The organism is Anaerobiospirillum sp. NML120511 (assembly GCF_023050955.1).
Lineage (GTDB): Bacteria > Pseudomonadota > Gammaproteobacteria > Enterobacterales > Succinivibrionaceae > Anaerobiospirillum.
In genome coordinates this window covers 67,796-91,928 of sequence record NZ_JALKIK010000001.1, presented here as the reverse complement: position 1 = coordinate 91,928, position 24,133 = coordinate 67,796, and the positions used below count along the sequence as shown (strand labels likewise).

At 53.8% G+C, this 24,133-nt stretch carries 10 protein-coding genes; 6 read left to right on the top strand and 4 right to left on the bottom strand.

What is annotated here, in order from left to right; translation table 11 throughout:
- Positions 1–1,261: 1,261 nt before the first annotated feature.
- The 4 genes from MXE39_RS00180 to MXE39_RS00165 all read left to right on the top strand — a co-directional run bounded on the left by MXE39_RS00180 (position 1,262) and on the right by MXE39_RS00165 (position 12,598).
- Complete coding sequence (locus tag MXE39_RS00180; protein ID WP_246977359.1) at positions 1,262–3,811, top strand: S1-like domain-containing RNA-binding protein; 2,550 nt, start codon at positions 1,262–1,264, stop codon at positions 3,809–3,811.
- A gap of 943 nt (positions 3,812–4,754) precedes the next feature.
- Positions 4,755–5,951 (top strand): protease SohB, encoded by a 1,197-nt coding sequence (gene sohB / locus MXE39_RS00175; RefSeq protein ID WP_246977358.1) that lies wholly within the window; start codon positions 4,755–4,757, stop codon positions 5,949–5,951.
- Positions 5,952–7,928: 1,977 nt separating this feature from the next.
- Entirely contained in the window at positions 7,929–10,697 is a 2,769-nt protein-coding gene (topA, locus tag MXE39_RS00170) for a type I DNA topoisomerase (protein ID WP_246977357.1), read from the top strand.
- A 410-nt stretch (positions 10,698–11,107) separates the two neighbouring features.
- Complete coding sequence (locus MXE39_RS00165) at positions 11,108–12,598, top strand: hypothetical protein (RefSeq protein ID WP_247073685.1); 1,491 nt, start codon at positions 11,108–11,110, stop codon at positions 12,596–12,598.
- Positions 12,599–12,927: 329 nt separating this feature from the next.
- Here MXE39_RS00165 and MXE39_RS00160 read toward each other — a convergent pair whose 3' ends face one another.
- The 4 genes from MXE39_RS00160 to purT all read right to left on the bottom strand — a co-directional run bounded on the left by MXE39_RS00160 (position 12,928) and on the right by purT (position 17,787).
- Positions 12,928–13,725 (bottom strand): DUF2786 domain-containing protein, encoded by a 798-nt coding sequence (locus MXE39_RS00160; protein WP_246977354.1) that lies wholly within the window; start codon positions 13,723–13,725, stop codon positions 12,928–12,930.
- Between the two features lie 542 nt (positions 13,726–14,267).
- The gene (locus tag MXE39_RS00155) at positions 14,268–14,462 is read right to left on the bottom strand and encodes a DUF4250 domain-containing protein (RefSeq protein WP_246977352.1); all 195 of its coding nucleotides are present in this window, start codon (positions 14,460–14,462) and stop codon (positions 14,268–14,270) included.
- A gap of 545 nt (positions 14,463–15,007) precedes the next feature.
- Positions 15,008–15,871 carry a viperin family antiviral radical SAM protein gene (locus MXE39_RS00150; RefSeq protein ID WP_246977351.1) on the bottom strand — a complete coding sequence of 288 codons (864 nt, stop codon included), beginning with the start codon at positions 15,869–15,871 and terminating at the stop codon, positions 15,008–15,010.
- Positions 15,872–16,581: 710 nt separating this feature from the next.
- Positions 16,582–17,787, bottom strand: coding sequence for a formate-dependent phosphoribosylglycinamide formyltransferase (purT, locus tag MXE39_RS00145; RefSeq protein ID WP_246977350.1), 1,206 nt, complete (start codon positions 17,785–17,787; stop codon positions 16,582–16,584).
- Positions 17,788–19,617: 1,830 nt separating this feature from the next.
- Here purT and MXE39_RS00140 point away from each other — a divergent pair.
- Together MXE39_RS00140 and rlmKL are read left to right on the top strand one after the other, a co-directional pair.
- Entirely contained in the window at positions 19,618–20,907 is a 1,290-nt protein-coding gene (locus MXE39_RS00140) for a 4-phosphoerythronate dehydrogenase (protein WP_246977348.1), read from the top strand.
- Positions 20,908–21,315: 408 nt separating this feature from the next.
- Positions 21,316–24,132, top strand: a complete 2,817-nt coding sequence (gene rlmKL / locus MXE39_RS00135) for a bifunctional 23S rRNA (guanine(2069)-N(7))-methyltransferase RlmK/23S rRNA (guanine(2445)-N(2))-methyltransferase RlmL (RefSeq protein ID WP_348647453.1) — start codon at positions 21,316–21,318, stop codon at positions 24,130–24,132.
- Position 24,133: the final 1 nt, after the last annotated feature.

Sequence of the window (24,133 nt, the reverse complement as noted above, 5' to 3'; positions counted from 1 at the left end):
TATCTGCCTGTCCATCCGTCCGTCCATCCATCCATCCGTTTTCGTCGGTACTGAGCGTTACTGAATTTGTCAGTTACCTGCCTGTTCTGTTAATGCGTTCTATTTCCTTTTATAAAATGTCGCCATGCGAGGTTTTGCTGCAGCTTTATGCAGGCGGGTTTTCGTCTCTGTGTGACCTCCTCATGTTTTGACTGTTACCTGTTTTCCTCCAGCTGCTCGTCAGGCATAGATTTGTTCTATTTCAACCCAAATAGGTGTGCTGTTCCTGGCAAAGCCTATGAGCATTGCCCCTGTCGCTGCCTTTGCTGTTGCCATGCTCCTGGATACGGTCATGGAGCTTTGAATATTTTTGGGACTTGCCTGGGGTGGAGGTGATTTTTTTCTGTGAAAAAGCTCAAAAAATCATTTGCTTTTTGCGGTCAAAAGCTCCATTATGTGATCTGAAACCTGTCAAGGGACAGGTAACTTATGATAGACACCTGACAGTTAACTCATTGACATGTTCAGGCCCCTGAAGACAGGGGAGGGACATGCTTCTCAAGGGCGCGACTGCCCCTCAGCTTTTGGCACCGACCTGTGCCGTCAGCTTTCACTGTGAGCTTTACAGCTCGTTTTTCAACAGCCAGATCTCTGTAATCTGAGCCCTCATTCTGGATCTTTTCGGCCCTGTACCGCTTTTCTGGCACGGCTCCCCAGTGGACTCCGCAAGCCAGGTGGCGTACCGCATGCTTTGGGCCTTGCGTACATACTTAATTATCTTTTCCTTTCTTTACTTCCCTGTAAACATGCTCCTGAGCTTTAGCTCTGCATCTGCAGCTTGCTTTGCCTGTGACTGCATTATGGCAGTGGCCTGGCCTGCTGACGGCTTAAGCTGCAGTCTAACTGCAGTTTGCTGATTGCGCAGAGCGCGGCAACGAGGGGCTGATTTACTCTCAGTTTAACTGCCTTGCTTCTACAGGCATGCTTGCATGCTGAGGTCGGAGCTCTGTGGCTTTGCTGCTGTCTTAAGTGGATGTGCTGAGCTTGCAGGCACATTTAGCGGTGTTACATCTCAGTGTGTTGCCTGATCCAGCTGCAAAGGCTGATGCCATGGCAGCTGAGGATTATGGCAGCAGTATGTGCTCTGCAGTGCAGTGTGCTCTGCAGGGGCGGGGAAGTGATGAGGGGAAGATTTTTGTACGACGGATGAGGGCTGACTGGTTCCCATGGGTTTTGGGATGCGGCAGGGCCTGAGGCCCCTGTCAGGTGCAGGAAAATATAAATGGAACGACCTGAAAACACTAATCTGCCGTCTGGCAGCTCCTCTACTTCTGGTAGCACTACCAAAGTTCTTTCCCGTTTTGCCGAGCGCGCTGCAAAGCAGGCTGCCCGCCGTGAAGCCCAGAATTCCCAAGTTGAATACAAGGTTACTGCCACCCCATGGGTCAGCGGTACCTTCAACCTGAGCAACCGTGATCGTGATGATCGTGGTTTTAGCCGTCGTGATCGCGATGATCGCGGTTTTGGCCGTCGTGATCGCGATGATCGCGGCTTTGGTAGGCGTGATCGCGATAATGAGCGTGGTCTGGCTCCTCGTGAGCGCTATGATCGCGATGGCGATCGTGGCTTTGGCCGTCGTGACCGTTTTGAGCGCGATGATGACCGTGGTTACGGCCGTCGCGAGCGCTTTGAGCGCGATGGTGAGCGCGGTTTTGGCCGTCGTGATCGTGATGAGGACCGTGGCTTTGGCCGCCGTGAGCGTGGTGAGTACAGTGACCGTAGCTCAGCCCGCCGTAACCGCGACCGTGCTGAGGGCCGTGGCTCTGACCGCAAGGTAATTGATGTACGCAGCATTTACCAGGGTGAAGTCCCTATGGGCTGCATGGTTTCCCTGCCTGTTTCCGAGCTGTCTGAAAAGGGCGCTTTTGTAAACGGCAAGGAGCATGGCGCTCTGTTTATTCCGAACTCCCAGCTGCCTGAGGGTATTGGTGAGGGTGATGAACTGCGAGTCTTCCTTTATAAGGATGGTGAGCGTACCCTTGCAACAGCCCGTCGCCCTTACATTGAGCTGGGCATGACTGGTAACCTGCGCGTAAACTCCATTGAAAATGGCACTGCCTATCTTGAGCTTGGCATCCCTAAGGAACTGGTAGTTCCAGTGTCTGAGCAGCGTTCACGCTTCTATGTAGGCTCTGATGCCATGGTGCTGGTTGCCATTGACGATCGCGGCCGTATCTTTGGCACCCAGTGTTTCAACCGCTACATAAGAGAAAGAGCCGAACCTGGTGAGTTTGAGGAAAACCAGCGAGTTCGCGTAGTAGCTGTTGCCCGTACTCCGCTTGGTATGCGCGCCATCATTGACGACAAGGTCTATGGTCTGGTCTATGAGTCTGAGATCAAGGGCGAGTTCATAATAGGCAAGCGCTACGAAGGTTATGTCCGTGCCGTTCGTGATGACGGCCGCCTGGATATCTCTCTTAGCGAGGCAGGTCGCGATGGTGTTGAGCACGCCGCCATGGATATTCTCCAGGCTCTGCACTTCTCTGACGGCGCACTGCCATTTAACGACCGCTCTGAGCCACATGTCATTGAAGACTACATGAAGATGTCCAAGGGCCGCTTTAAGAAGGCCGTAGGCTATCTGTACAAGCTGCGCTTCATTGAGATTATGGAAGAAGGCCTCAAGCTCACAGATGAGGGCTCTGCAGAGGCCGCTCAGCGTTTTGCTCACCTGTCCCGCCGCTCTGAGAGTGCCGTTGGTGCTGACAGTGACGATGCCGCTGCTGTCGCTTCCGGTGCTGGTGCTGGCGAGCACGCTGACTCTGATGCAGACGCAAGTGGTGCAGCTTTATCTGAGCGCTCCGGCGCGTGGGCTGACTCCGACACCGGTGCTGAGTCGTGCTTTGATGCTGAGCGTGATGGTCATGATAATGAGGACTCTTCAGAGCAGGCTGAGTCATCAGGCCGCGCTGACTATGCTGACATTGATGCCCTTGCTGATACTGATGCCAGCGGAGACAGCGACCCTATGGTCGATGAGGTTGTTCACGCCGTAGCCCGTGCCCGTCGCATGAACGGCAATGGTGGCTACCAGCCTCCATTTTCTGTAGACCGCTCTGCCAGATCAGAGTCTGATGATGACTTTGATATGGAGCGCCCTGCTGAGGCTGTAATCGAGTCCTCTGATGAGAACCGTGAGGAAGTCGAGCGTCGCGCTCAGGAGGTTCTGGGTGAGAGCCTTGAGGACTTCGGTGACTTCGCAGGTCGCAGCTCCTTTAATGCTGCTCTCGATAACGCAGCAAGCGCTTCATATGATAAGTCTGAAGACGGTGTTTATGGTCGTGAGCGTCGCGACAGCGATCGCCGTGATGGCCGTCGCTCTGACCGTCGTGAGGGATTTGGCGATCGTCGTGATGATCGTGGCAGCCGCTTTGGTGACCGTGATTCCGGTCGCCGTGGCGGATTTGGTGGTCGTCGTGATGAGCGCCGTGACAGCCGTGACGGCTTCCGTCGTGATGGTGATCGCAGAGACGATCGCCGTGATGGTCGTGAGAGCCGTTTTGGCGACCGCAGAAGCGGTTCTGGCAGCTTTGGTCGTCGTGATGATCGTGGTTTTGGTTCCCGTCGCGACGGTAACCGCGAGGAGCGCCGTGGTTCACGCGGTGATCGTTTTGACAGCCGCCGTGGCAGCTTTGGCGGCCGTGATGACCGCCGCGATGGAGGCCGTGACCGTGGTTTTGGTTCACGCCCTGACTCCGGCTCAAGGGGCTCACGTTTTGACCGCGACACTCGTCCATCCCGTGGTGGCCACGCCTTCAGAGGTCAGCGCTAACATTTTCAGTCGTCTTGAACGGCCTGACTTTACCTGAGCTTCCTTTTCAAAGGCATGGTCAAATCAGGCCAGATCACTGTAAGTCTCGACGGCCAGTTGCCAGATATGCAGCTGAGCTCTGAATGGCTTTTCAGACGGCTGTCATTTGGCATTGCCCAGTTACTGACTGGCGCCAGCTGGCGCCATAATAATAGAAGCGGCATATCATTCTGGTGTTAACCGGGGGATATGCCGTTTTTATTTTTGCTATGTTTTCGCACCCGGCCAATTCATGCTTTTGTGCATCAGCGTGTTGAGCTTATAATGCCCCAGTCCTGACCGTTGTCTTGACAGCAGCTTAACCCGACATGCACTGAAGCTTTAAAGAACATATTGTGCCTGTCATGCCGCACGGCCTGCCATGCCTTGTGGGCAGCCATGCCGTTCATGCCAGCCACGCTGCTCGGGCCAGCCATGCTGTTCAGGACGCTATGCTGCTCAGGTCTGCGATGCCGTTTAAGCCAGCGCTGCCGCTCAGGCCGCTGTGCTGTTCAGGTCTGCGTGCCGTTCAGTCCCTGCATGCTGCTCATGCCAGCCTGTTGACAGGCTGGTTTTTCCAGACAGGCTTTCCATGACTGGCCTTATGGTTCATGCAGACAAGATGGGATTGCAAGAGTGTGGCAGCGGCGCATTTTTCGATTTATCAAGAGCTTTGCAGCAATGGCAGGCACCTGGCACCTTCAGTCAAATGCAGGTGATTATATGCCTGATGCTGACTGTTTGAGCCTGATGCCTGTCATGGACAGGCTTTTATGTGCCCTTGATTGTCCGGCTCTGCGGACTGGACCTGGTGACCGGGTATTGCCATGCCGGCCTGACTGCTGCAGGTGTGTCTGGCAGAGTTGTATTTTTTGGGCCTGGATCAGGCCTGATACAGGGTGTATTAGTTTTTTGAGGATAGGTAATGGTTGAGTTTTTACTTGATTTACTGGCCTTTGTGGTAAAGGGTGCCATAGTCATGGCCGTGGTGATGATTCCGGTCATTGTACTGGTCAGTGTTATTCAGAAGGCCAAGAAAAAGACAGCCTTAGGTGAGGAGCGCGGCTCTCTGGTGGTTACTGACCTCAAGAAAAAGGCCCGTAACCGTCGTGAGCTGATGGAAAAGAGCCTCAAGCGCTCCAATCCTGAAGAGCAGCTGCATAAGAAGGAAATTAAGTCCGGTCTTGTCAAAGAGGATAAGGAAGAGGCTAAAAAGGCAACCTCCAAGCAGGCCCGTAAGGACAAGGTCAAAGAAGCCCGTGAGGAGCGAAATGCTTTAATAAAGGATATTGAAGAGCGTCGTGCCGCAGGTGAGTTCTGCCCGGAAAATCTCTATGTAATTGATTTCCGTGGATCTGCCAAGGGCAGTGAGTTCCGTCATCTGCGCATTAAGATTGAAGCCCTGCTGGAAGTAGCTACCAAAAATGATGAGGTGGTAGTGAACCTGATGAGCCCGGGCGGTCTGGTCAATTCCTACGGCCTTTGTGCCTCGCTGCTGCAGCGTATTCGTGACCGCGAAATCTACCTTACTGTTACTGTAGATGAGGTAGCAGCTTCAGGCGGATATCTGATGGCCTGTGTAGCCAACAAAATTGTGGCTGCACCTTTCTCCTACATTGGCTCTATTGGTGTTATTGCCGGTATCCCTAACTTCCGCAAGCTTTTAAAGAAGTTTGATGTAGATTACGAGCAGATTACAGCTGGCAAGTTCAAGCGTACTCTGTCTGTGCTCGGTGAGAATACTGAGGAAGGCCGTAAGAAGTTCAAGGAAGAGCTTGAAGCCGTTCACGAGCGCTTTAAGGAGCAGGTTCTGCGCTACCGTCCACAGCTTGATGCTGAGAAGATCGCCACAGGCGAGCACTGGCTGGCTGTTGATGCCAGGGAGCTGGGCCTCGTTGATGATATCATCACCTCAGATGATTACATTCTTAAGCGTATGGCTGTAACCACTGGTTCTGCACTCAAGATTGATTACAGGAAGCAGGAAAAGAAGACCCTGGTAAACCGCATTCTGCCAAAGGGTGTTCTGGGCTCCCTGTTCAGCTCTGACAAGTCTGCTGCCGAGCAGGCCGTAGATGAGATAGAGCAGATTGAGCAGAGCTCTTCCGTTCGCTGGCGCTAACTGATTTACGACAGATCCTGCACGGCAATCCTTTGTATCCTTGCGAAAAATCGCAAAATCTGCAGCTTTGCTCAGAAGCTTTATGCTTTGAACTGACTGCATCAGCTGAGCTTATTTTGCCTGTGTAATCTGTCCCTTTGCTGCCCTGGTTATACGGCGGCCTGGCCCTGCCCCGCATTGCGGAGTGGGGCCTTGTTTTATCTGCAGTGTAAGGCCATTAATGAAAATCTCAATGTAACAGGGACATCCCAAATCCAGGCTCTGTGTCGATATGGACAGGCTAATGCTCCAGTGCGCAGATTAGCAGCTGTCTGACTGTTGCTCTGAAAAGCAGCTACGTATATTAAGCGGGGCATGGCGGGGCATGGCAGTGCCAGTCCGGGGCAGTGCTCAGCCCCCTGAATGATGATGGTTGCTCAGGGGGATGAATACACTTACTGCGGCTCGCCCCATGCCAAAGACAGGCTGTCAGTCTTACGCAATTATGTATCAGGAGGGCCATGGTGACGGAGGCGCACATCCATGAGCAGCCTGTGCAGGTTAGCGCGAAACCTTTCCATGTGCTGAGCTAACAGTACGGTTTTTCCTGCTCCTGGGGATAGCTGCACGGTGCATTGGCCTGCCCGGTGGTCTGACTGGCGCGAGCCGGCCGGGTGTTCTGACCGGTGTGCAGGACTGGTCGATGCAATGGCCTGCCCGGTGCGCAGGACTGTTCGATGCAGTGGCCAGCCCGGTGGTCTGACTGGTGCGAGCCAGCCAGGTGTTCTGACCGCTGCGCAGGACTGTACGATGCAGTGGCATGACGGGTGGTGCTGGGCCTGTATGAGGCGGTGCACTATTGTGGATATTGTTTAGCGCCCTTCAGGATTTTGAGGAACTTTATTAGATTTTGCTATAAACAAGCATATATAAGGGCACTTTTGAGTAAAAGTTGCTATTGCGCATGGCGCTGCGGGAAAATTATTTCGCTTTGAGCCGCTTGCTCAACATGAATATCTGAGCTAGCCTATAAATAAGAGTGCAGAAAAGTTAACAGAAACGTCCCATAAAAGGGCGCTGTACGGAGACTGCAGTCGGGAGTTGATACCGGCTGTGAAATTACTGCGGTTTTCTGCGGTGAGCAACTCAACGGAACCAGACTGTTCAGTGGCGTGCCGTCATCTGGCCTTTATGGCATGGTATGGCATGGCCCGTATGGCCGGGCTGGCGTTACCTGCCTGGTTTTGCCTGACCTGAATATCCGTATACATTCATATATGGTCAATTTCAGGAAATTAAGGTTATGTCCTTGCACTGAGACCGTTCCCTTACGTTCAGGCTCTTGATGATGAGCTCTGGATGTTCAGTTGAGGATACTGGTCTGAGGTCACTGAGCGCATGCTCCGGCAATTAATGTTATGTCCTTGCGATAAGGCTGTGCCTGTTGCTGATGCGGTGCTCTGCTTTTGGGGCTGATGCGGTCAGACATGCACATGCGGTTAGACATGCACATGCTGCGGGCATGCACATGCTGCTGGGCATGTACCTGTGGATGGCAAAGGCCTGCAGGAAGGTTCTGGAATGCTGCCTCTTACCCGAATGGCAACCTGCCTTGCCCTGAAACTGTACGCAGATTTTGCTTATGCCGTGCAGTGTTTTATCAGGCTTACAGGCCAGGGCTGCAAAGATACCGGTTCTGGCTTCATTCAGGCGTGATTGGCCTGTATGGAGGCTGTACTGTGTGGCGGCCGGGCTGTGTGTGATGCAGAGCATCATGGCGGGAGGGTCGGGCCAGACCAGCGCTGTGAGAGCGCAGGCTCGTGGTCTGCCATGGATCATGGTGACATGATCTTCAACAGCGCTGCCTGTAAAGGCGGCTTTGTGCTGTCTGAAAAGCACACATTTTCAGCGCACTGTCATGCCGGACGGGCTCTCATGATGCCTCAGGGCGGATTGCTTATTGTTAGACCTCAGGATGTCCTGAGGTGAGGAAAAGGAATGGGCAAAGCGTTAGTTATTGTAGAGTCTCCATCCAAGGCCAAAATCATCAACAACTACCTTGGAGAGGATTACATTGTTAAGGCCAGTGTCGGCCATATCCGTGACCTGCCTACAGGTGCCACCAAAAGCCGCTCAGCCAAAGGTGAAGATGGCGAGCCGGTCAAGCGCACCCGCAAGACAGCTGAGGAAAAGCGCTCTGCACTATTTGATCGTATGGGCATTGACCCGCTTAACGGCTGGAAAGCTCATTACGAAATCATGCCGGAGAAGACAGCTGTCGTAGCTGAGCTCAAGCGTCTTGCCAAGAGTGCAGACGTCGTTTATCTGGCAACCGACCTTGATCGCGAGGGTGAGGCCATTGCCTGGCACCTGCGCGAGATCCTGTCATCCAAAAAAGAAGACAAGCCTTTCTGGCGTGTCAAATATCCTGAAATTACCCGCAGCGCCATCCAGAAAGCCTTTGCCAATCCAGAGCAGGTTAATATGGACATGGTTAATGCCCAGCAGACCCGCCGTTTCCTCGACCGTGTAGTAGGCTTCATGGTAAGCCCGCTGCTGTGGGAGAAGGTCGGCCGAGGCCTGTCTGCAGGCCGTGTGCAGTCTGTAGCCGTAGAGCTTATTGTTGACCGTGAGCGCGAAATCAAGGCTTTCATTCCTGAAGAATACTGGACCATCAGTGCCAATACCCTGACCCCTGGTCAGGAGCAGCTGCAGCTTATGCTGGCCACCGAGGGCAAGAGCAAGGTAAACATTACCAATGCCGCTCAGGCCCAGGAGGTAGTAAACCAGCTGCTGAGCCAGACTTTCCAGGTAGTCAAAATCGAGTCCAAGAAGGGCTCAGCTCACGCACCGGCACCATTTACCACCTCAACCCTCCAGCAGAGCGCCAACACCCGTCTGGGCTTTTCCGTAAAGAAGACCATGACTGTTGCCCAGCGTCTGTATGAGAGTGGTCTGATTACCTACATGCGTACTGACAGCGTCAACCTGTCACAGGAAGCCATTGATGCTGCCCGTGACATCATTGCCGAAAACTACGGCAAGCAGTACCTGCCAGAAAAGCCAAATATCTACCAGTCCAAGGAGTCAGCTCAGGAAGCTCACGAAGCCATTCGTCCATCCCATCCTGAGTTAAAGCAGCTCCCTGGCAATATCGATCGTGATGGTCAGCGTCTGTATCAGCTTATCTTCGAGCGTTACCTCGCCTGTCAGATGAGCAACAACATTTATGAGACTCGCTCCATTACCGTTCAGGCCGGCAACTATTTCTTAAGAGCCACCGGTCGTACCGATATTTTTGACGGTTTCCGCATCCTGCTGGGCGGTCGCAGTGACGACAAGGTGCTGCCTGATGTATCAGAGGGCGATACCCTCAAGCTCGAAGAGCTGATCCCGGCTCAGCACTTTACCCAGCCTCCGGCACGCTTCAGTGAAGCTACTCTGGTTAAGGAGCTGGAAAAGGATGGTATCGGCCGTCCATCAACCTACGCCTCCATCATCAATACCATTCAGGAGCGTGGCTACGTAAAGGTTGAGCGCAACCGCTTCTTTGCTACCAAGATGGGCGAAATCGTAACCGATCGTCTGCGTTACTCCTTTGCCAATCTTATGGATTATCACTTTACCGCTTCCATGGAAGAGTCTCTTGACGAGATTGCTGCCGGACGCCGTAACTGGATATCCAGTCTCGATGAGTTCTACAAGGACTTCTCTGACCATCTGGAAAAGGCCATGCTGCCAGCTGATCAGGGCGGTATGCCGGAAAACCGTGCCATTGAGACCGACATTATGTGCCCAAGCTGCCATAAGTATCATATGGCCATTCACATGGGACGTACCGGTACCTTCTTAAGCTGCATGGGCTATCACGACCAGGAGGTCAAGGCCAAGGATCGCTGCCGCTGCACAGTCAATCTGACTCCAACCAACGAGCAGCAGATTCCTGATGGCGCCGAGATGGATGAGGCTACTGAGGCCGCGCTGCTGCTTGAAAGCCGCCGCTGTCCTAAGTGTGGTTCACGCATGGAAGCCTATCTCATCGATAAGAACAACAAGATTTACATCTGCTCCAATGCCCCTGTCTGTGACGGCTTCTTAAGAGAGCAGGGTGACTTCTCCGGTGAGGCAGCTGCAGGCCCTGTAGTTGAGTGCGAGAAGTGCGGCCATGACATGGTTCTCAAGGAGGGCCGTTTTGGCAAGTACATGCTATGTACCAACGAGGAATGCAAGAACACCCGCAAGATCCTCAAGAATGGTGAGGTAGCACCTCCACGTGAAGATGCTGTTGATCTGCCAGAGCTGATCTGCAATCAGAACCCTGAGTCCCACTACGTGCTGCGTGACGGTGCCTCAGGTATCTTCCTTGCAGCCCACGACTTCCCTAAGGTACGTGAAACCCGTCCGGTAACTGTAGGTGAGCTGCGCCGCTTCCGTGAGCGCATTTCTCCAAAGTTCTACTATCTGGCTGACGGTCCTGAGTTTGACAGCGAGGGAAATCCGGCTCAGGTACGTTTCTCCCGCAAGTTCAAGGTCCAGTACCTGTCTTCTGTTGATGCCAATGGCAAGCAGACTTCCTGGGCAGCCTACTACAAGCCTGAGAGCAATACCTGGGAAGAAACAGTAATGCGCCGCTCCAAGACAGCTGCAGCCGCAGGCTCAGCCGAGGGTGAGGGTGAAGCTGAGGCTCCAAAGAAGCGTGCCACACGTAAGAGCACAGCCACCAAATCCAGGAGCACCACCAAAACCACCCGTAAGAAGGCCGAATAAAGCCTGATATCTTACATACCTCCCGCATGAGACACACGGCGCAGCGCAGCAGCGCCACCGGCATTCAGAGCAAGCTGCTATGCAGCCGCCGCTGCCGCCGCCGCAGGCGTCCTCAGGCCAGCCTGACAGCCCGGCCATTGCAGGGAGGTAATTACAGCGCCTCAGCAGGCTCCCGCCTGCCGGGGCGTTGTGCTTTCTGGCGACAGAGCGGTTAGACGGTCCTGGACTGACAGTCGCGCTGCAAGGCATGGGCGTGGCACAGCCGCCCATGGAGCAGGGAGCAAAGTTGCAGTGGCCATGGAGCAGGGAGCAAGGTTGCAGCGGCCCATGGAGCAGGGAGCAAGGTTGCAGCGTCGGGCCTGTCTTATGGGGCTGATGTGATAAAATAGCGGCGGCCCCGTGCGGGATGTTTGAGCACCAGTCAGGAGTCCGATGACGTGAACCGTAACCTTTATTATGCTGTTCCTTTGCCTTTGAGTGCCCCTTCACTGCATTCCCGTATGGCAGGCATGAGCATATTGCGTATTCCTGAGGGGGTATCCCTTGACTATGCTACTGTTCGCAAGCTGATGCTGTGCCGCATTCCTCTGCATGGTCTGGTGTCCCCGGCCTTTCTGTTACGCCAGAATATCGATCCTTTCAATCTCAAGCACGGTATGACCTCGCTGGAGTTTATGACCGAGGCTTCAAGTCAGCTTCGTCCTCTCCAGGAAAATGACGTGCTTGTCACATTTGCCATGCGCCACCTGTCGGTGTTCAATGCCATGGCCATTCAGAATTATTTCCTGCCTGATATCTTTGCGCGCTTTAACTACATGGTCGATCTCAAGACCGCTCTTGAGACCTGTGCCCTGTTTGGTAATACCAGACTGCGCCGCATCACCAATCTCAATCAGGTAGCAAGGGATCTGGGATTTACCGGAGATCTGGATAACCAGCTCATCAGAGCCGATGCCCTGCATCATATCTTTACCTGGCTCAATGAACACGATCCAAAGATCATGTCCTTCCTGTGTGCCCCTCGTGCCCGCAGACTTAACCTGCAAAACGGACCCTACTTTGTGCACATTGATGAAGGCCGTCTGTGCCTGATACGTGTGCTCAGCCAGAGTCAGGATCTGCGCCTTGTCAAAGCCATCAAGAATGACGGCAACAGCTTAAGCCTCATTACCATCAACCTTGATCTGGCTCCGCTTATGGCCCCGCCAGGCATTCTTACCCCTGAGCGCCAGCAGGAACTCAAATTCGATCTCAATGCCGAACGTGCCCGCCTGGAGAACGCCAATCTGGCCGACCTGTTGCCTCACGACCAGCTCAAGGCCCTGCAGCGTGCTGCAGCCGGCATAGCCGATGGCGCCACCGGCAGCGCCGCTGCCGACCCCAGCGCTGCTGCATCTGCAGCAATTCCAGCTGCGCCTGCGTCTGCTGATGGCGGCCATGATGCCGGGGCACCTGACGATGTTCAGGGTAAGACTCAGGCAGAGGCTGATGACGTCACGCTTGATGGGGTCCAGATTGACCCTCAGGCTCTGTATCAGGCAGCAGCTGCTTTTACTGATAAGGACCTGCCTTTCTACGATCTCTACTTCAAGAAGCTTGCACCTTACGAAAAGCCTGTGTTTGAGCGTCTGATGAGTCATGACATCAGGCTTGAAACCAATCTGTCCATGGTGGGTAATCCTTACACCCGCTTTGCGGCCCAGGCCATGTGCTATTTCAATGAGAACTTTCCGGGGGCCTGTTTTGAGGCCGAGCGCGACATTTATGAAGAGTACTGTCGCAATCAGTTCAACCGCAGGGCTAAAAGCCTGATGCAGGAGTGCCAGATGCTCTTCAATACCATTGATGAAAAGGACACCCGCTCCATGGTGCTGCTCCGTCGCATCAGTGAGTACTTCTAGGGAGCAGCCCGCACAGCAGTCAGCGGCAGCTGGCTGCATGCAGCACCGCCTTGCTGTCGCTCAGGATGCCCTGTGGCCCGCTATGCCCCAGCCCCCGGAATCAGCACCGGCATCTGCTGCCATGGCGTCAGCAGCTCACCTGCTGCCATGGCACCTGCCGCCAGCAGCTGAGCTGCGGGTATTGCGCTCAGTCTCATGGGCCATAAAAGCAAAAAGCAGATTAGATTACTCTAATCTGCTTTTTGCGTCTTTGCAGCCTGCGGGAATGATCGCGGCAATGGCAGCGGCCCCTGACTGTCTCAGAGGCATATATGTGAGCTGTCCGGGGATTACTCGCCGTCGTAGCCCAGCTCGTGGCGCTGCATATCACCTGATACGCCGTGAAGCAGGGTTACGCCCTCTTCGGCATCACGGCTGCCGTTCTGGAAGTGCTGCCAGTCAGAGCGGCTGTAGCCACGGCCACGGAAGCGGCTCATGGTGGTCAGGTCAGGATGGTTTTCCTCCATGAAGCGCTCGATGAGGTGATTTTCCTCTGAGGTCATGGCAAAGTCAGTAACCTTCTCATGGATAGCACGCATCCAGCCGTCGAGATAGGCTGTGGCAGAGCGGCGCAGGTTACGGTTATCTGCATTTTTGCAGGATTCAGACACGAGCTTGTAGATATCGCTCAGACGCTTGCAGCGCTGAATTTCCATAAAGAATGGATTGGCCTCTTTCCACTCATTGAGCAGCTCTTCACGTCTTCTGGCAAGGAAATTCTTTTTGGCAATAGCGGCCTGGCGGGCCAGAACAGTAAAGGTATAGGTGGCAGTCTGGCAGCGGTCGGACGGACCTACAAACACTACAGACTTAACAGTAGAGCCATTCATACGGTAAAAGCAGGTAAGACCGAAAGCTCGGGTTACAATACTGGACAGAATGGTATACATGCGCTTGTCTTTGAGGATAGAAGGTACCTTTTCCTCAGTTTCATTAATGGCGCGTAAGGCAACGTCCTCAGTTGAAAGCTGGTGGGCTTCCATAAGCTTGCGAGCGCGCTCCAGCGCAATGGCAGCCTCATTAGGGTTACCGCTTTCACTCATAGCAAGAAGCTTGGAAAGCTTATCCAGAATTCTGCTGTCAGCCATTTAGCCTGATCCTCATACGATTACAAAAATTACATTCTGCAGGGGCAATCCGCCTGCGACCGCAAAATTATAGCAAAACAAGTCTTTTTATGAAGAGCTGAGCCCCTTACTTGCAACTCAGCGCACATATATACACTACAGATGCCCGCAGCAGCGCTGTCATGGCATCACACCGGCACTGCAAATCATGGCCTTGCATCAGCACCGCGCTGCTGTGGCTTCACACCGGCACCGCTGCGATTGGCTTATACCGGCACCTCGCTGCCATGGCATCACACCGGCACCGCTGCGATTGGCTTATACCGGCACCGCGCTGCTGTGGCTTCACGCCAGCACAGTTACTGCCTCAAGGACCGCAAGGCGGCATGCCGTGGCTGCCAGCTTACTATGGCAGGAGCCAGGCCGGGCCCGGGCTGGGGTGGGGAAAAAAGGACCGGGCCTTTTGGGGCGCGGTCCTGATGGCCTGAGTGGTACTGCCTGGTATTGGTACCTGCCATGCTCAGGCGGCGTAACTTTCCCATCCCTTAACAGGGACTGCAGAATTATCGGAACTGGTTCTGGGCTGCGTTGTAGGTAAAGCCGGCCTCCTTGAGGCGGGTTACCAGCTTGTCCTCATCGATCTCGTGGGTCTTGCACAGATCTTCAAGTGAGCTGCAGCTGTCTCTGAGCTTGAGATTAACTGCAGAAAGAAGAATGAACGGGTCCATGGTCAGATAATTCTGAAAAATGTTTGGCATGCCAAATGTCCTTCAATTAACAAAGACCGAAAAGCCGAAAAATAACTGTCTCAGACCTCATGCTTATACAGGGTCATGCATATGTTACTGCTGACAGTGATGGCGGCATGATAGCACTGCAGGGGCTGATACCAGCAAATATCGATGAAACTTTGTGTTACCAGCCTCAAATTTTGGTTGAAAAACCATAATATGCACCATAATAATGCAAACTCTTGATGTTTTGTGCAGCAAAATCAGCTTACTGTCAGCCCCTGTTATTCAATTTTTTTCCGATAAATTCGGGATCTTTGTCATATTGAACACCATACCAGCCCATTAACAGGACAGGGGCACGGTTAAAACCGGACAAAATCTGTTTAGACCGCTGCGCATCCGTAACTGCTGCTGTATGGGATTGTGCAGTGATGGTCAGGATGCAGGCAGGCTGGCTTTGAGATTGACACTGCAAATGCCACGGCCGCGTACACGGCCACAGCGACGGACATGGCCATGGCAAGTGCTATGGCTAAGGCAATGGAATGGCCCGGGCTAATGCCAGTGCCTTACTGGGGCAGGCGGTTGGGACGGTAACGTTCGTGGTATTTGTTCATGTCTACCTCAAGCCACTGAGCGGCCTGTCTGTCAGTAAGGTCCAGCAGGGAGGGACTGTAGCTGTAGGAGCTGCCGTTACCGGCTGCGTTCTGATAGATCCTTCCGTAGGGATCGATCATCAGATACGAGTTGATCATGAGATCGCTGTTCTCATGGGCAATACAGTGGCTCAGATGACGGTGGGTGTGGAGAAAATGGCTGAACTGTTCATCAGTACAGAACTGCCTGTCAGTGTTGATACTGATGGCCTGCAGCACTTTCCATTTGTCAGGGCATACGGTTTGGATGAGTTCACTTAAGTCCTCGTCGAAATTGAAGGCATTGACCACGGTATTTATCTTGAGGTTGATCCCGGGACATGCTTTTCTCAATGACGCTGCCAGAGCCTGAATATCTTCAAGTCCGAGATTGTATTTGCTGTTACATCTTCCGGATCTGATATTAGTCTCAGGGTTAAGTGAGTCGACACTTATGCCAAAAACAGACATAAGCGGAGTATACTTTGTGACAAATGCGGGGGTGATAAGGGAGGCGTTGGTGATGATTGAAACGGCAAAACCCATTTTATGGGCTGTTTCAATAATGAAACCAAGGTCACGACACAGAAGAGGCTCGCCTCCGGCAATATTAAGCCGCAGGGTATCTGCACCATATACCGAGGTAAAGGAGGTGTGAATCCTGGCCAGGAGGGCTGTTATCCTGTCCCTGTCTGTGTGGACTTCCTGGCGGTCACAATCTGCGTATCTGGCAAAGCAGTAGTGACATTTGAAATTGCATTTTTCTGTTACATGCCAGTTAACAGTCAGGCTGTTCATCTTTGATATCTTCTTATATTGTGCCTGTTTCTCCTCAAATAAACTGTATTACTTCTACTGGACTAAGTTTCTGACCGGTCGGACTGATTCTGGCTCATGGAGCTGCCCCTGGCAGGTCCACTGTGCGTGTGGTCACGACCTTTTAATTTCAAAATATCAATATGCCCGGCACTAATGCCTGTGCAAAGTGCCTGTATTCGGGCCTGGCCTGAATAACATAGATGTAAGGCCATGAGTATTATAGATTCTTGTTTTGCTCATCTGATTAAAATTTGACTTTCAAAATGTCTTAGTGTGACAGAACTCACGTTATCAGATGGCTGCAGCCCATGGAAAGGCATACTATGCACCTCAATGGCCCAGTCACATTGGCTCAGTGCAGCAAAACAGATAAGGGACAGCTCCCGGGCGCAGAATGACAAAGCACTTTCTTAGTACCTGGCCACAGCCGCGACAACTGTGCCTGTCATGGTGGCAGGGCAGGGATGTTTTTTAAGGCCCGTCGGTTGGCCAAAAACAGCAGGGGCATGCTCCAGAATCTGGAGCATGCCCCTGTTTATGTCTGGCCCACAGCGCCCCGGTGAGGGTTGCATGGCCAGGCTGCCAGGCACTGGCCTTGCCAATCCTGGCAGTCATGCCATGCCGGGCAGGTTCAGGCCAGTCATGCCTTGCCATGCCAGTGCTGGCATGGCAGGCTGGACCTGAAGTTATCAGGCGGTTACGGTGGCCTTGATGGTGGCGCGCATGGCCTTGGCCTTCTCAACGGCGTCCTCAACTGAGGTGGAGCGGGCCAGCATTACACCCATACGGCGCTCGCCGCGTACTTCAGGCTTGCCGAAGATACGTACATTGGAATGGGCACCGCCGGTCTTGAGAGCCTCGGCAATGTTTTCGTAGGTGATGGTGGTGCCGTCACCTTCAACGAGCAGGGCTGCAGAGGCAGATGGGCCGATAAAGGTGATCTGGCCAATTGGCAGGCCAAGCAGGGCGCGGACGTGCAGGGCAAATTCGCTCTGATCCTGGGAGATCATGGTTACCATGCCGGTATCGTGTGGACGTGGGGAAAGCTCGGAGAATACTACCTGGTTTTCCTGACCAGGGCAGATAAAGAGCTCTACGCCAAAGAGGCCGTGACCGCCAAGGTGCTTGACCACCTTGCTGGCAATGCGCTCGCACTCAGCCTGGATGTCAGCTGGCAGCTCATCACCCTGCCAGGACTCATGGTAGTCACCATTTACCTGGTGGTGGAAGATAGGGCGGCAGAAGTGGATACCGTCAGCGGCGCTGATGGTTAATAAGGTGATTTCCTTTTCAAAGCGCACAAAGCCCTCAACAATCACCTCGGCCACACCGCCACGGCCTTCGGTGCAGGCCTTGTTCCAGCTGGTCTCAACATCCTCAGGGGTCTTAATGGTGCTCTGACCCTTGCCTGAGGAGCTCATGACAGGCTTCATAATGCATGGGTAGCCTACCTTGTCGATCTGAGCCTTTACTTCCTCAAGGGTAGTGGCAAAGAAGTAAGGGGAGGTTGGCAGACCGAGCTCTTCAGCAGCAATGGTACGGATCTGCTTGCGGTTCATGGTGATGTAGGCAGCCCTTGCTGTAGGTACTACGTGGAGGTTTTCCTTCTCCTCAAGCTCCATGAGCATGGTAGTAGCAATGGCCTCAATCTCAGGAATAACTACATCTGGCTTGATGCGGTGGATCTGAGCACGCAGGGTCTCAGGATCTTTCATGTCAAAAACGGCACGCTCATGGGCAACCTGCATGGCAGGGGCATTATCGTAGCGATCGCAGGCTACGACATGTACACCAAGACGCATCAGTTCAATGGCCACTTCCTTACCAAGCTCGCCAGAGCCTAATAACATGGCGGTAGTGGAACGTTGGGTAGCATTTTCAAGCTTAAAAGACATGTTTTAATTCCTGGTTTTCAACCTGAAAAACCGCCGGCATTCTTACTCCGGCCCGGCCGGGCCTGGGAGATAAGGTGCTGACGTATGATGTGCCGACAGACAAAGGTCATGCTGCCAGTAATCAGTATTACCATTGAACAGCGCCGGCTGTGCTGCGCATCGAGGAAGCCCTTACTGTGCTGCACATCGAGGAGCCCTTACTGAGCTGCACATCAAGGAGCTCTTACTGTGCTGCACATCAAGGGAGCCCTTGCTGTGCTGCACATTGAGGAGCCCTTACTGAGCTGCACATTGAGGAGCCCTTGCTGCGGTACACCTCAAGGCTTTCCATGCTGTGGAGCACACAGTCATTGACTGCAAGTCGTACAGCTGGCACAGGATGCGGTGCCTGCTGGCAATGGCTGCCTGGCACCAGGCTGGCACCGGATGCGGTGCTCGCTGGCAATGGCTGCGCAGCACCACTGGGGGGCGCTGCTCAAATGAGCTGACTGCGGGGCTGTCATGTACTGCAAGGGACAGGGCCCTGTGCAGCTGGGAGCGTGGCGTGCCTTTTGCCGGTATTTTGCGGAGATTTTCCTCCCGGCCGGGCAGGTGTAAAAGCTGATAATTCAGCGCCGCGCTAATTTAGTAATCCTGATTAATAAATGGTGGCCCATTATACCGTGCCGTGCCGTCACGATACACACATGAAAATGCGTTTCTTTCTTGTTTGACAGCATTGGCGCCCGGCGGTCTGATAAAAATGATCCATATTTTTAACAAATGGCTTAAAAAGCCATTTTCAGATGCGGGATATGGCTTTTTTCACAGGGCTCTTTAGGCTAGAATAGCGCGCTATGATGGCTGATGTGCGCCATTAGTATGTACACGCACAGCCATGCCCGCTTATACCACTGCTAATCCGGCAAGCAGGTGCGACACCTGCACCATTCCTGTGATGGGGGCTTAGACGGCTATATGCCTGAGTTCTGCCTCAGGGCATCCTGATGGAACAGACCAGCGGTCCAGAATGCTGACTGATTGCTGCAGTTTACGCAGCAGCTGATTTGGCAGGAAGCTGGATCCATGGCTCTCTGTATGCCTCCTGCCATGGCTTTGTTCCTGGCCTGAATATGAGGTCAGCATGAGCCTGTATTCAGGTCAGATCGGGGATTGAGGGTGGTTTTTTGGTGATCTTTGCAGATCTCGTGAGCTTGTCTTCATTTTTTCGGGCGTTTTCCTGATAAGATATGCCCATGCCCGCCCTGTGGGGTGGCAGCTGCTCTGACTCCGGTGCAGGGGCAGGGTAGACGGCAGAATTATCTGCCGGGAAGAATCATGATGAGCGCAGCAGTACCCCGCTGCCTGTTTATCTGACATAAGGGTACCAGGTCCGGTTGCCACAAAGGTTGCCGGGGCAGCTGCGCGGGCATAAGCGTGTCGCATAAATGTGAAAGGGGCAGGATGTTACTGCCCGGCAGTCAGTGCCTTAGTGCACCATCTGTCTGCAGGCTTTTGGCCGGCTTTCACTACACAGGTTTTTAGCCTAAATTGCAGTTAACTTTATTTTGATATCGCCTGTCATCAAGGCAGGTGAGTGGCGCACGCTTAATGCCCATATTCCTGAAAGTGCCAGATCATCACTGATCCGGGGTTTTCGGGGATATGGGCTTTGTTTTTTCCGCCAGTCCCACAGTCTGTTGTCATCAGCTGACATGTTTATGAACATGCTCACCGGCATGCTCCCTCAGTGGTGCTGCCCCGGGGCAGATTCCAGATACTTCAGCTGGCAGCCGCGCAAGCGGCGGGCGGGTCCCTTGTGGTAGCAGGAATGTTTCAGAGGATTAGGTCATGTTAAAGATCCTTGCGGATCAGGCAATTCCCAATGCCAGGCAGATTTTTTCGGCCTTTGGCGAAGTTGAGCTTAAATATGGACGCGACATTTGTCCTGAGGATCTTAAGGACATCGATGCACTCATAGTGCGCTCTGTGACCAGAGTAGATGATGAGCTGCTCAAGCATGCAGACAATCTCAAGTTCGTAGGCACAGCCACCTCCGGCATCGATCACATTGACCGTGCAGCTCTGGAGAGCCGCCACATTGCATTTTCAGCCGCTCATGGCTGTAATGCCCGCTCTGTAGCCGACTACGTGCTGTCTGTATGGATGGTTCTGGCTCAGCGCTATAATCTTGATTTTGGACAGATGTCCATTGGTATTGTAGGCATGGGCCATGTAGGTACCCGCGTTTACCGCCGTGCTCAGGCTCTGGGCATGAAGGTGGTCTGCTGTGACCCTTTGCGAGCCTCCCAGTTCAGCTCCCTGCTTGAGTCCATGCAGGGCAAGGGTGATCCACGCTATGGCGGTGTGGACGAAAAGGTTGCTGCACTGCGCATCCTCTCCGAGGGTGACGAGTTCATGTGCGATCTTGACCTTGCCGATCCTGAGCTGTACAACCGTCCTCTTGAAGAAGCCCTTGCCTGTGACATGGTCACTCTGCATGTGCCGCTTACTGATGAGTCCCCTGATAACTACTACCCTACCCGCTATCTTATTGGTCAGAAAGAGCTGGCCTCCATGCGTGAGGGTCAGATTCTGATCAACACCGCCCGTGGCGCCATTGTTGATAACAGAGCTCTTTATGAGCTGCTCAGTGCCAATCCTGGCTATATTCACGCCTGGTTTGACGTTTTTGAAAACGAGCCTGAAATTCTGGTACCTGAGCTTATTCCTCTGCTTGAGGGCTGTACTGCCCATATCGCCGGTTACTCCCTGGAGGCCAAGAACCGTGGTACCGAAATGGTAGCTCAGTCTCTGGTTGACAAGCTGGCACTTAACGTCCAGTTCGAAATTCCTAAGGTTCCATCAGATGTGGCCTGCATTGAGCTTAACAAGAACGCTCTGATAACCAACAGTCTGCTCAGCCGCCTGGTATTTTCAGTATATGACGTGCGCCGTGACGACAGTCTGTTCCGCACCCAGTGCTACAACGGTCCATCTTTTGATTTCCTGCGCAAGCATTATGAAGAGCGCCATGAGCTCAAGAAGGTTACCATTAAGTGCAGCACTCCTGAGCAGGTGCGCAAGCTCTACCATCTGGGCTTCCAGATCCGTACCGGAAACACTCCATCTGCCAACTGATTTATGGCTATCCTGATGCACCCCAGGTTGACCATTGCCCCGGCCACAATGCCAGGGCCTTGCCCGCAAGGGCCTCAAAGCCGGCTTAATGCCGGCTTTGCCGTATCTGGAACCTGCCTTTTGAATGCCACCGGCCATGCTCAGGCGCTGTGTCAGCCCCACAGCTCCCAGCTGCAAAGCGCAGCCCTGCCCAGTCTGCAGCCTGCAGGCTTGGCAGGGCCGGGCTGGGGAGGAGTTGTCGGCATGAGGGTTATAACCTGAGAGGTATGACAAGGCAGGGCTGTGTAAATGGGGCGCGGAGGGGCGGGCCGCGAAAATTGCGCGGCGGAGTGGTCAGTGATGCCAAAGCCTGATGAATAACGATATAATGAGCGGTTGACTTTCATTATTCTCAGCAAGGGCGATGATATGCAGAAATTTTTCGCAACCTGTCCCAAGGGACTGGAGAATCTCTTATTCCGTGAACTGAGTGCTCTGGGAGCATCCTCGGTCAAGGAAACAGTCTCAGGTGTTTCCTTTTCCGGAGACATGGAGCTGGGCATGCGTGTCTGCCTGTACAGCCGCTTTGCTTCCCGCATTATTCTCAACCTCAACACTTTCAAGTGTGAGGATGACACCGATCTGTACATGGGTGCTCAGGGCATTGGTTATGAGAAGTACTTCGACTCTGACAGAACCATTGCTGTAACCTTCAATGGCACCTCAAGCGCCATTCGTAATACTCAGTATGGTGCCCTGCGTATCAAGGATGCCGTCTGTGACCGCTTTGTAGCCTGCGGTATGGAGCGACCTGATGTTGAGCGTCATAACCCTGATGTGCATATCATTGCTACCCTCAAAAAGGGCGAGCTTGCTGTAGGTATTGACCTGTCTGGCACTGCTCAGTTCTGGCGTGAGTACAACCGCTCTACCGGTGCCGCTCCGTTAAAAGAAAACCTCGCTGCTGCCATGGTTGCCCGCTCAGGCTTTGACGGCTCCCAGAATTTTGTCGACCCTATGTGCGGATCGGCCACTTTGCTGCTTGAGGCTGCAACTCTGGCAACTGATACCGCCCCTGGCCTGATGCGTACCTCCTATGGCTTCATGAAGCTCAAAGACTATGATGAGGCCTGCTGGCAGAAGATTCATGAAGAGGCCTCAGAGCGCGCCCGTAAGGGCCGTGAAGCTGCTGCCGCCCGTGGCATCAGAATGTTTGGCTTCGATGCCGACCCTTATGTCATAAAGCGTGCTGAAGAAAACATTGCTCAGGCCGGCTTTTCCGATTTAATCACAGTGGAGCACCGTCCACTGGACAATCTCATTAACCCTTGTGCCGGTGTTAATGAACTGCCATGCGTTGTGGTTACCAATCCGCCATATGGCGAGCGCATGGGCAATTTCAATGAGCTGATTCTGCTCTATACCAACCTTGGTCACCGTCTTAAGACACTGTTTAAAGGTGGCATAGCCGCTGTTATCTCCACATCCCCAGAGCTGCTCTCCTGTCTGCGTCTTACTGTAGACAGGAGCTATCGCCTGTTCAACGGCGCCCTTGAGTGTCAGCTGCGTGTTTTCAAGCTGGACCGTCAGGCAGAGGGGGATGAAAGTGCAGCTCAGGGTGCTGCAGCAGCTGGCGCAGCAGGAGCAGCCGGTACTGCCTCAGGCGCTGCTGTTGGTGAGGCAGAGGTTGCTGTTGATTTTGCCAACCGCCTGACCCGCAATATGAAGCATCTGGACAAGTGGGCTGCCCGTGAACAGATTTCCGCCTATCGCGTTTATGATGCTGATCTGCCTGAGTACAACGCAGCCATCGACCGCTATAACCAGTACTACATCATTCAGGAGTATCAGGCTCCGGCAACAGTAAAGGCCCATGTAGCTCAAAAGCGCCTTCTGGACATGATTGCAGCCACCATTCGTGTTACCGGTGCTGCCGGCGAGAATGTCATTGTAAAGAGCCGTGAAAAGCAGAAGGGTGAGTCCCAGTATGCCCGTCGTGAGGATGCTCTGGGTCACTTCATTACTGTTTATGAAGATGATGTGGCTTTCAGCGTTAACCTGCACGACTATCTGGATACCGGTCTGTTCCTTGATGCCCGACCACTGCGTCGACTGATCCGCAAGCTGGCCGCCGGCAAGAGCTTCCTTAATCTTTTTGCCTACACCTGCTCTGCCTCTGTGGCAGCTGCTCTGGGCGGTGCTGTGCGTACCACCTCTGTGGACATGAGCCGTACCTATCTTGACTGGGGTCGTGAAAACTTCAAGTTAAACGGCATGGATCTCGACGCTCCGGGAGGCTTCAGTGTGCCGGCTGTTGCGGCAGCTGCAGCCGCAGCTGCACTTGGTGAGGACGCAGAGCCTGTTCATCCTGAGCACCACTTCATGCAGGCTGACTGCCTTGCCTGGCTGTCTGCCGATCAGGGGCAGCGCTACGATCTTATCTACATTGATCCGCCTACCTTCTCCAACTCCAAGCGTATGGAGAAGAGCTTTGACGTGCAGCGTGATCACAAGCTGATGCTGGGCAATCTTACCCGTCATCTCAATGATGGCGGCACAGTAATTTTCTGTACCAACAGACGCAATTTCAAACTCGATGATGGTCTTGAAGAGTACGGCTTTACAGTCAGCAATATCACCTCCAAAAGCTTTGATCCTGACTTCAAGCGCGATGAGCAGCTGCATACCTGCTTCCGCCTGATATGGAACAAAGAGGCTCAGACAAAAGAGCCTGAGGCTCTGGTAACCAACACCATGAGACCTAAATGGTCCCGTGATCTTGAGGTTCGTTCCGAGCGCTTTACCTGGTCAGGTGAGCGTGCCGCCCGCCGTGAGGATGAGGGACGCTCCCGCAGCGATCGCACCTTTGAGCGCGACCGCGCCCGTACCCGCTACAGCAACGACGACCGTCGCTATGACCGTGATGGCAGCCGTTATGAGCGCGAAGATCGTGACAGCCGTTACGACCGCGACGAGCGCAGCAGCTACAGCCGCGACGAGCGCCGTGGTAGCGGTGGTTATGGCCGCGACGGCTATGGCCGCGACGGGCGCCGTGGTGGCGGCTACGACCGTGATGACCGCCGCAGCGGCGGCTACGACCGTGATGACCGGCGCGGCGGCTACAGTCGCGGCAACGGTGGCGGGGGCAGCCGTGAGCGTGAGGGCGCTGGCCGCGCAGGACGTCCGGGCAGCACCGGCCGTCGTCCGGCACGTGTATGGGGCCCACAGGGCCTTAAGGAGCTTTAAT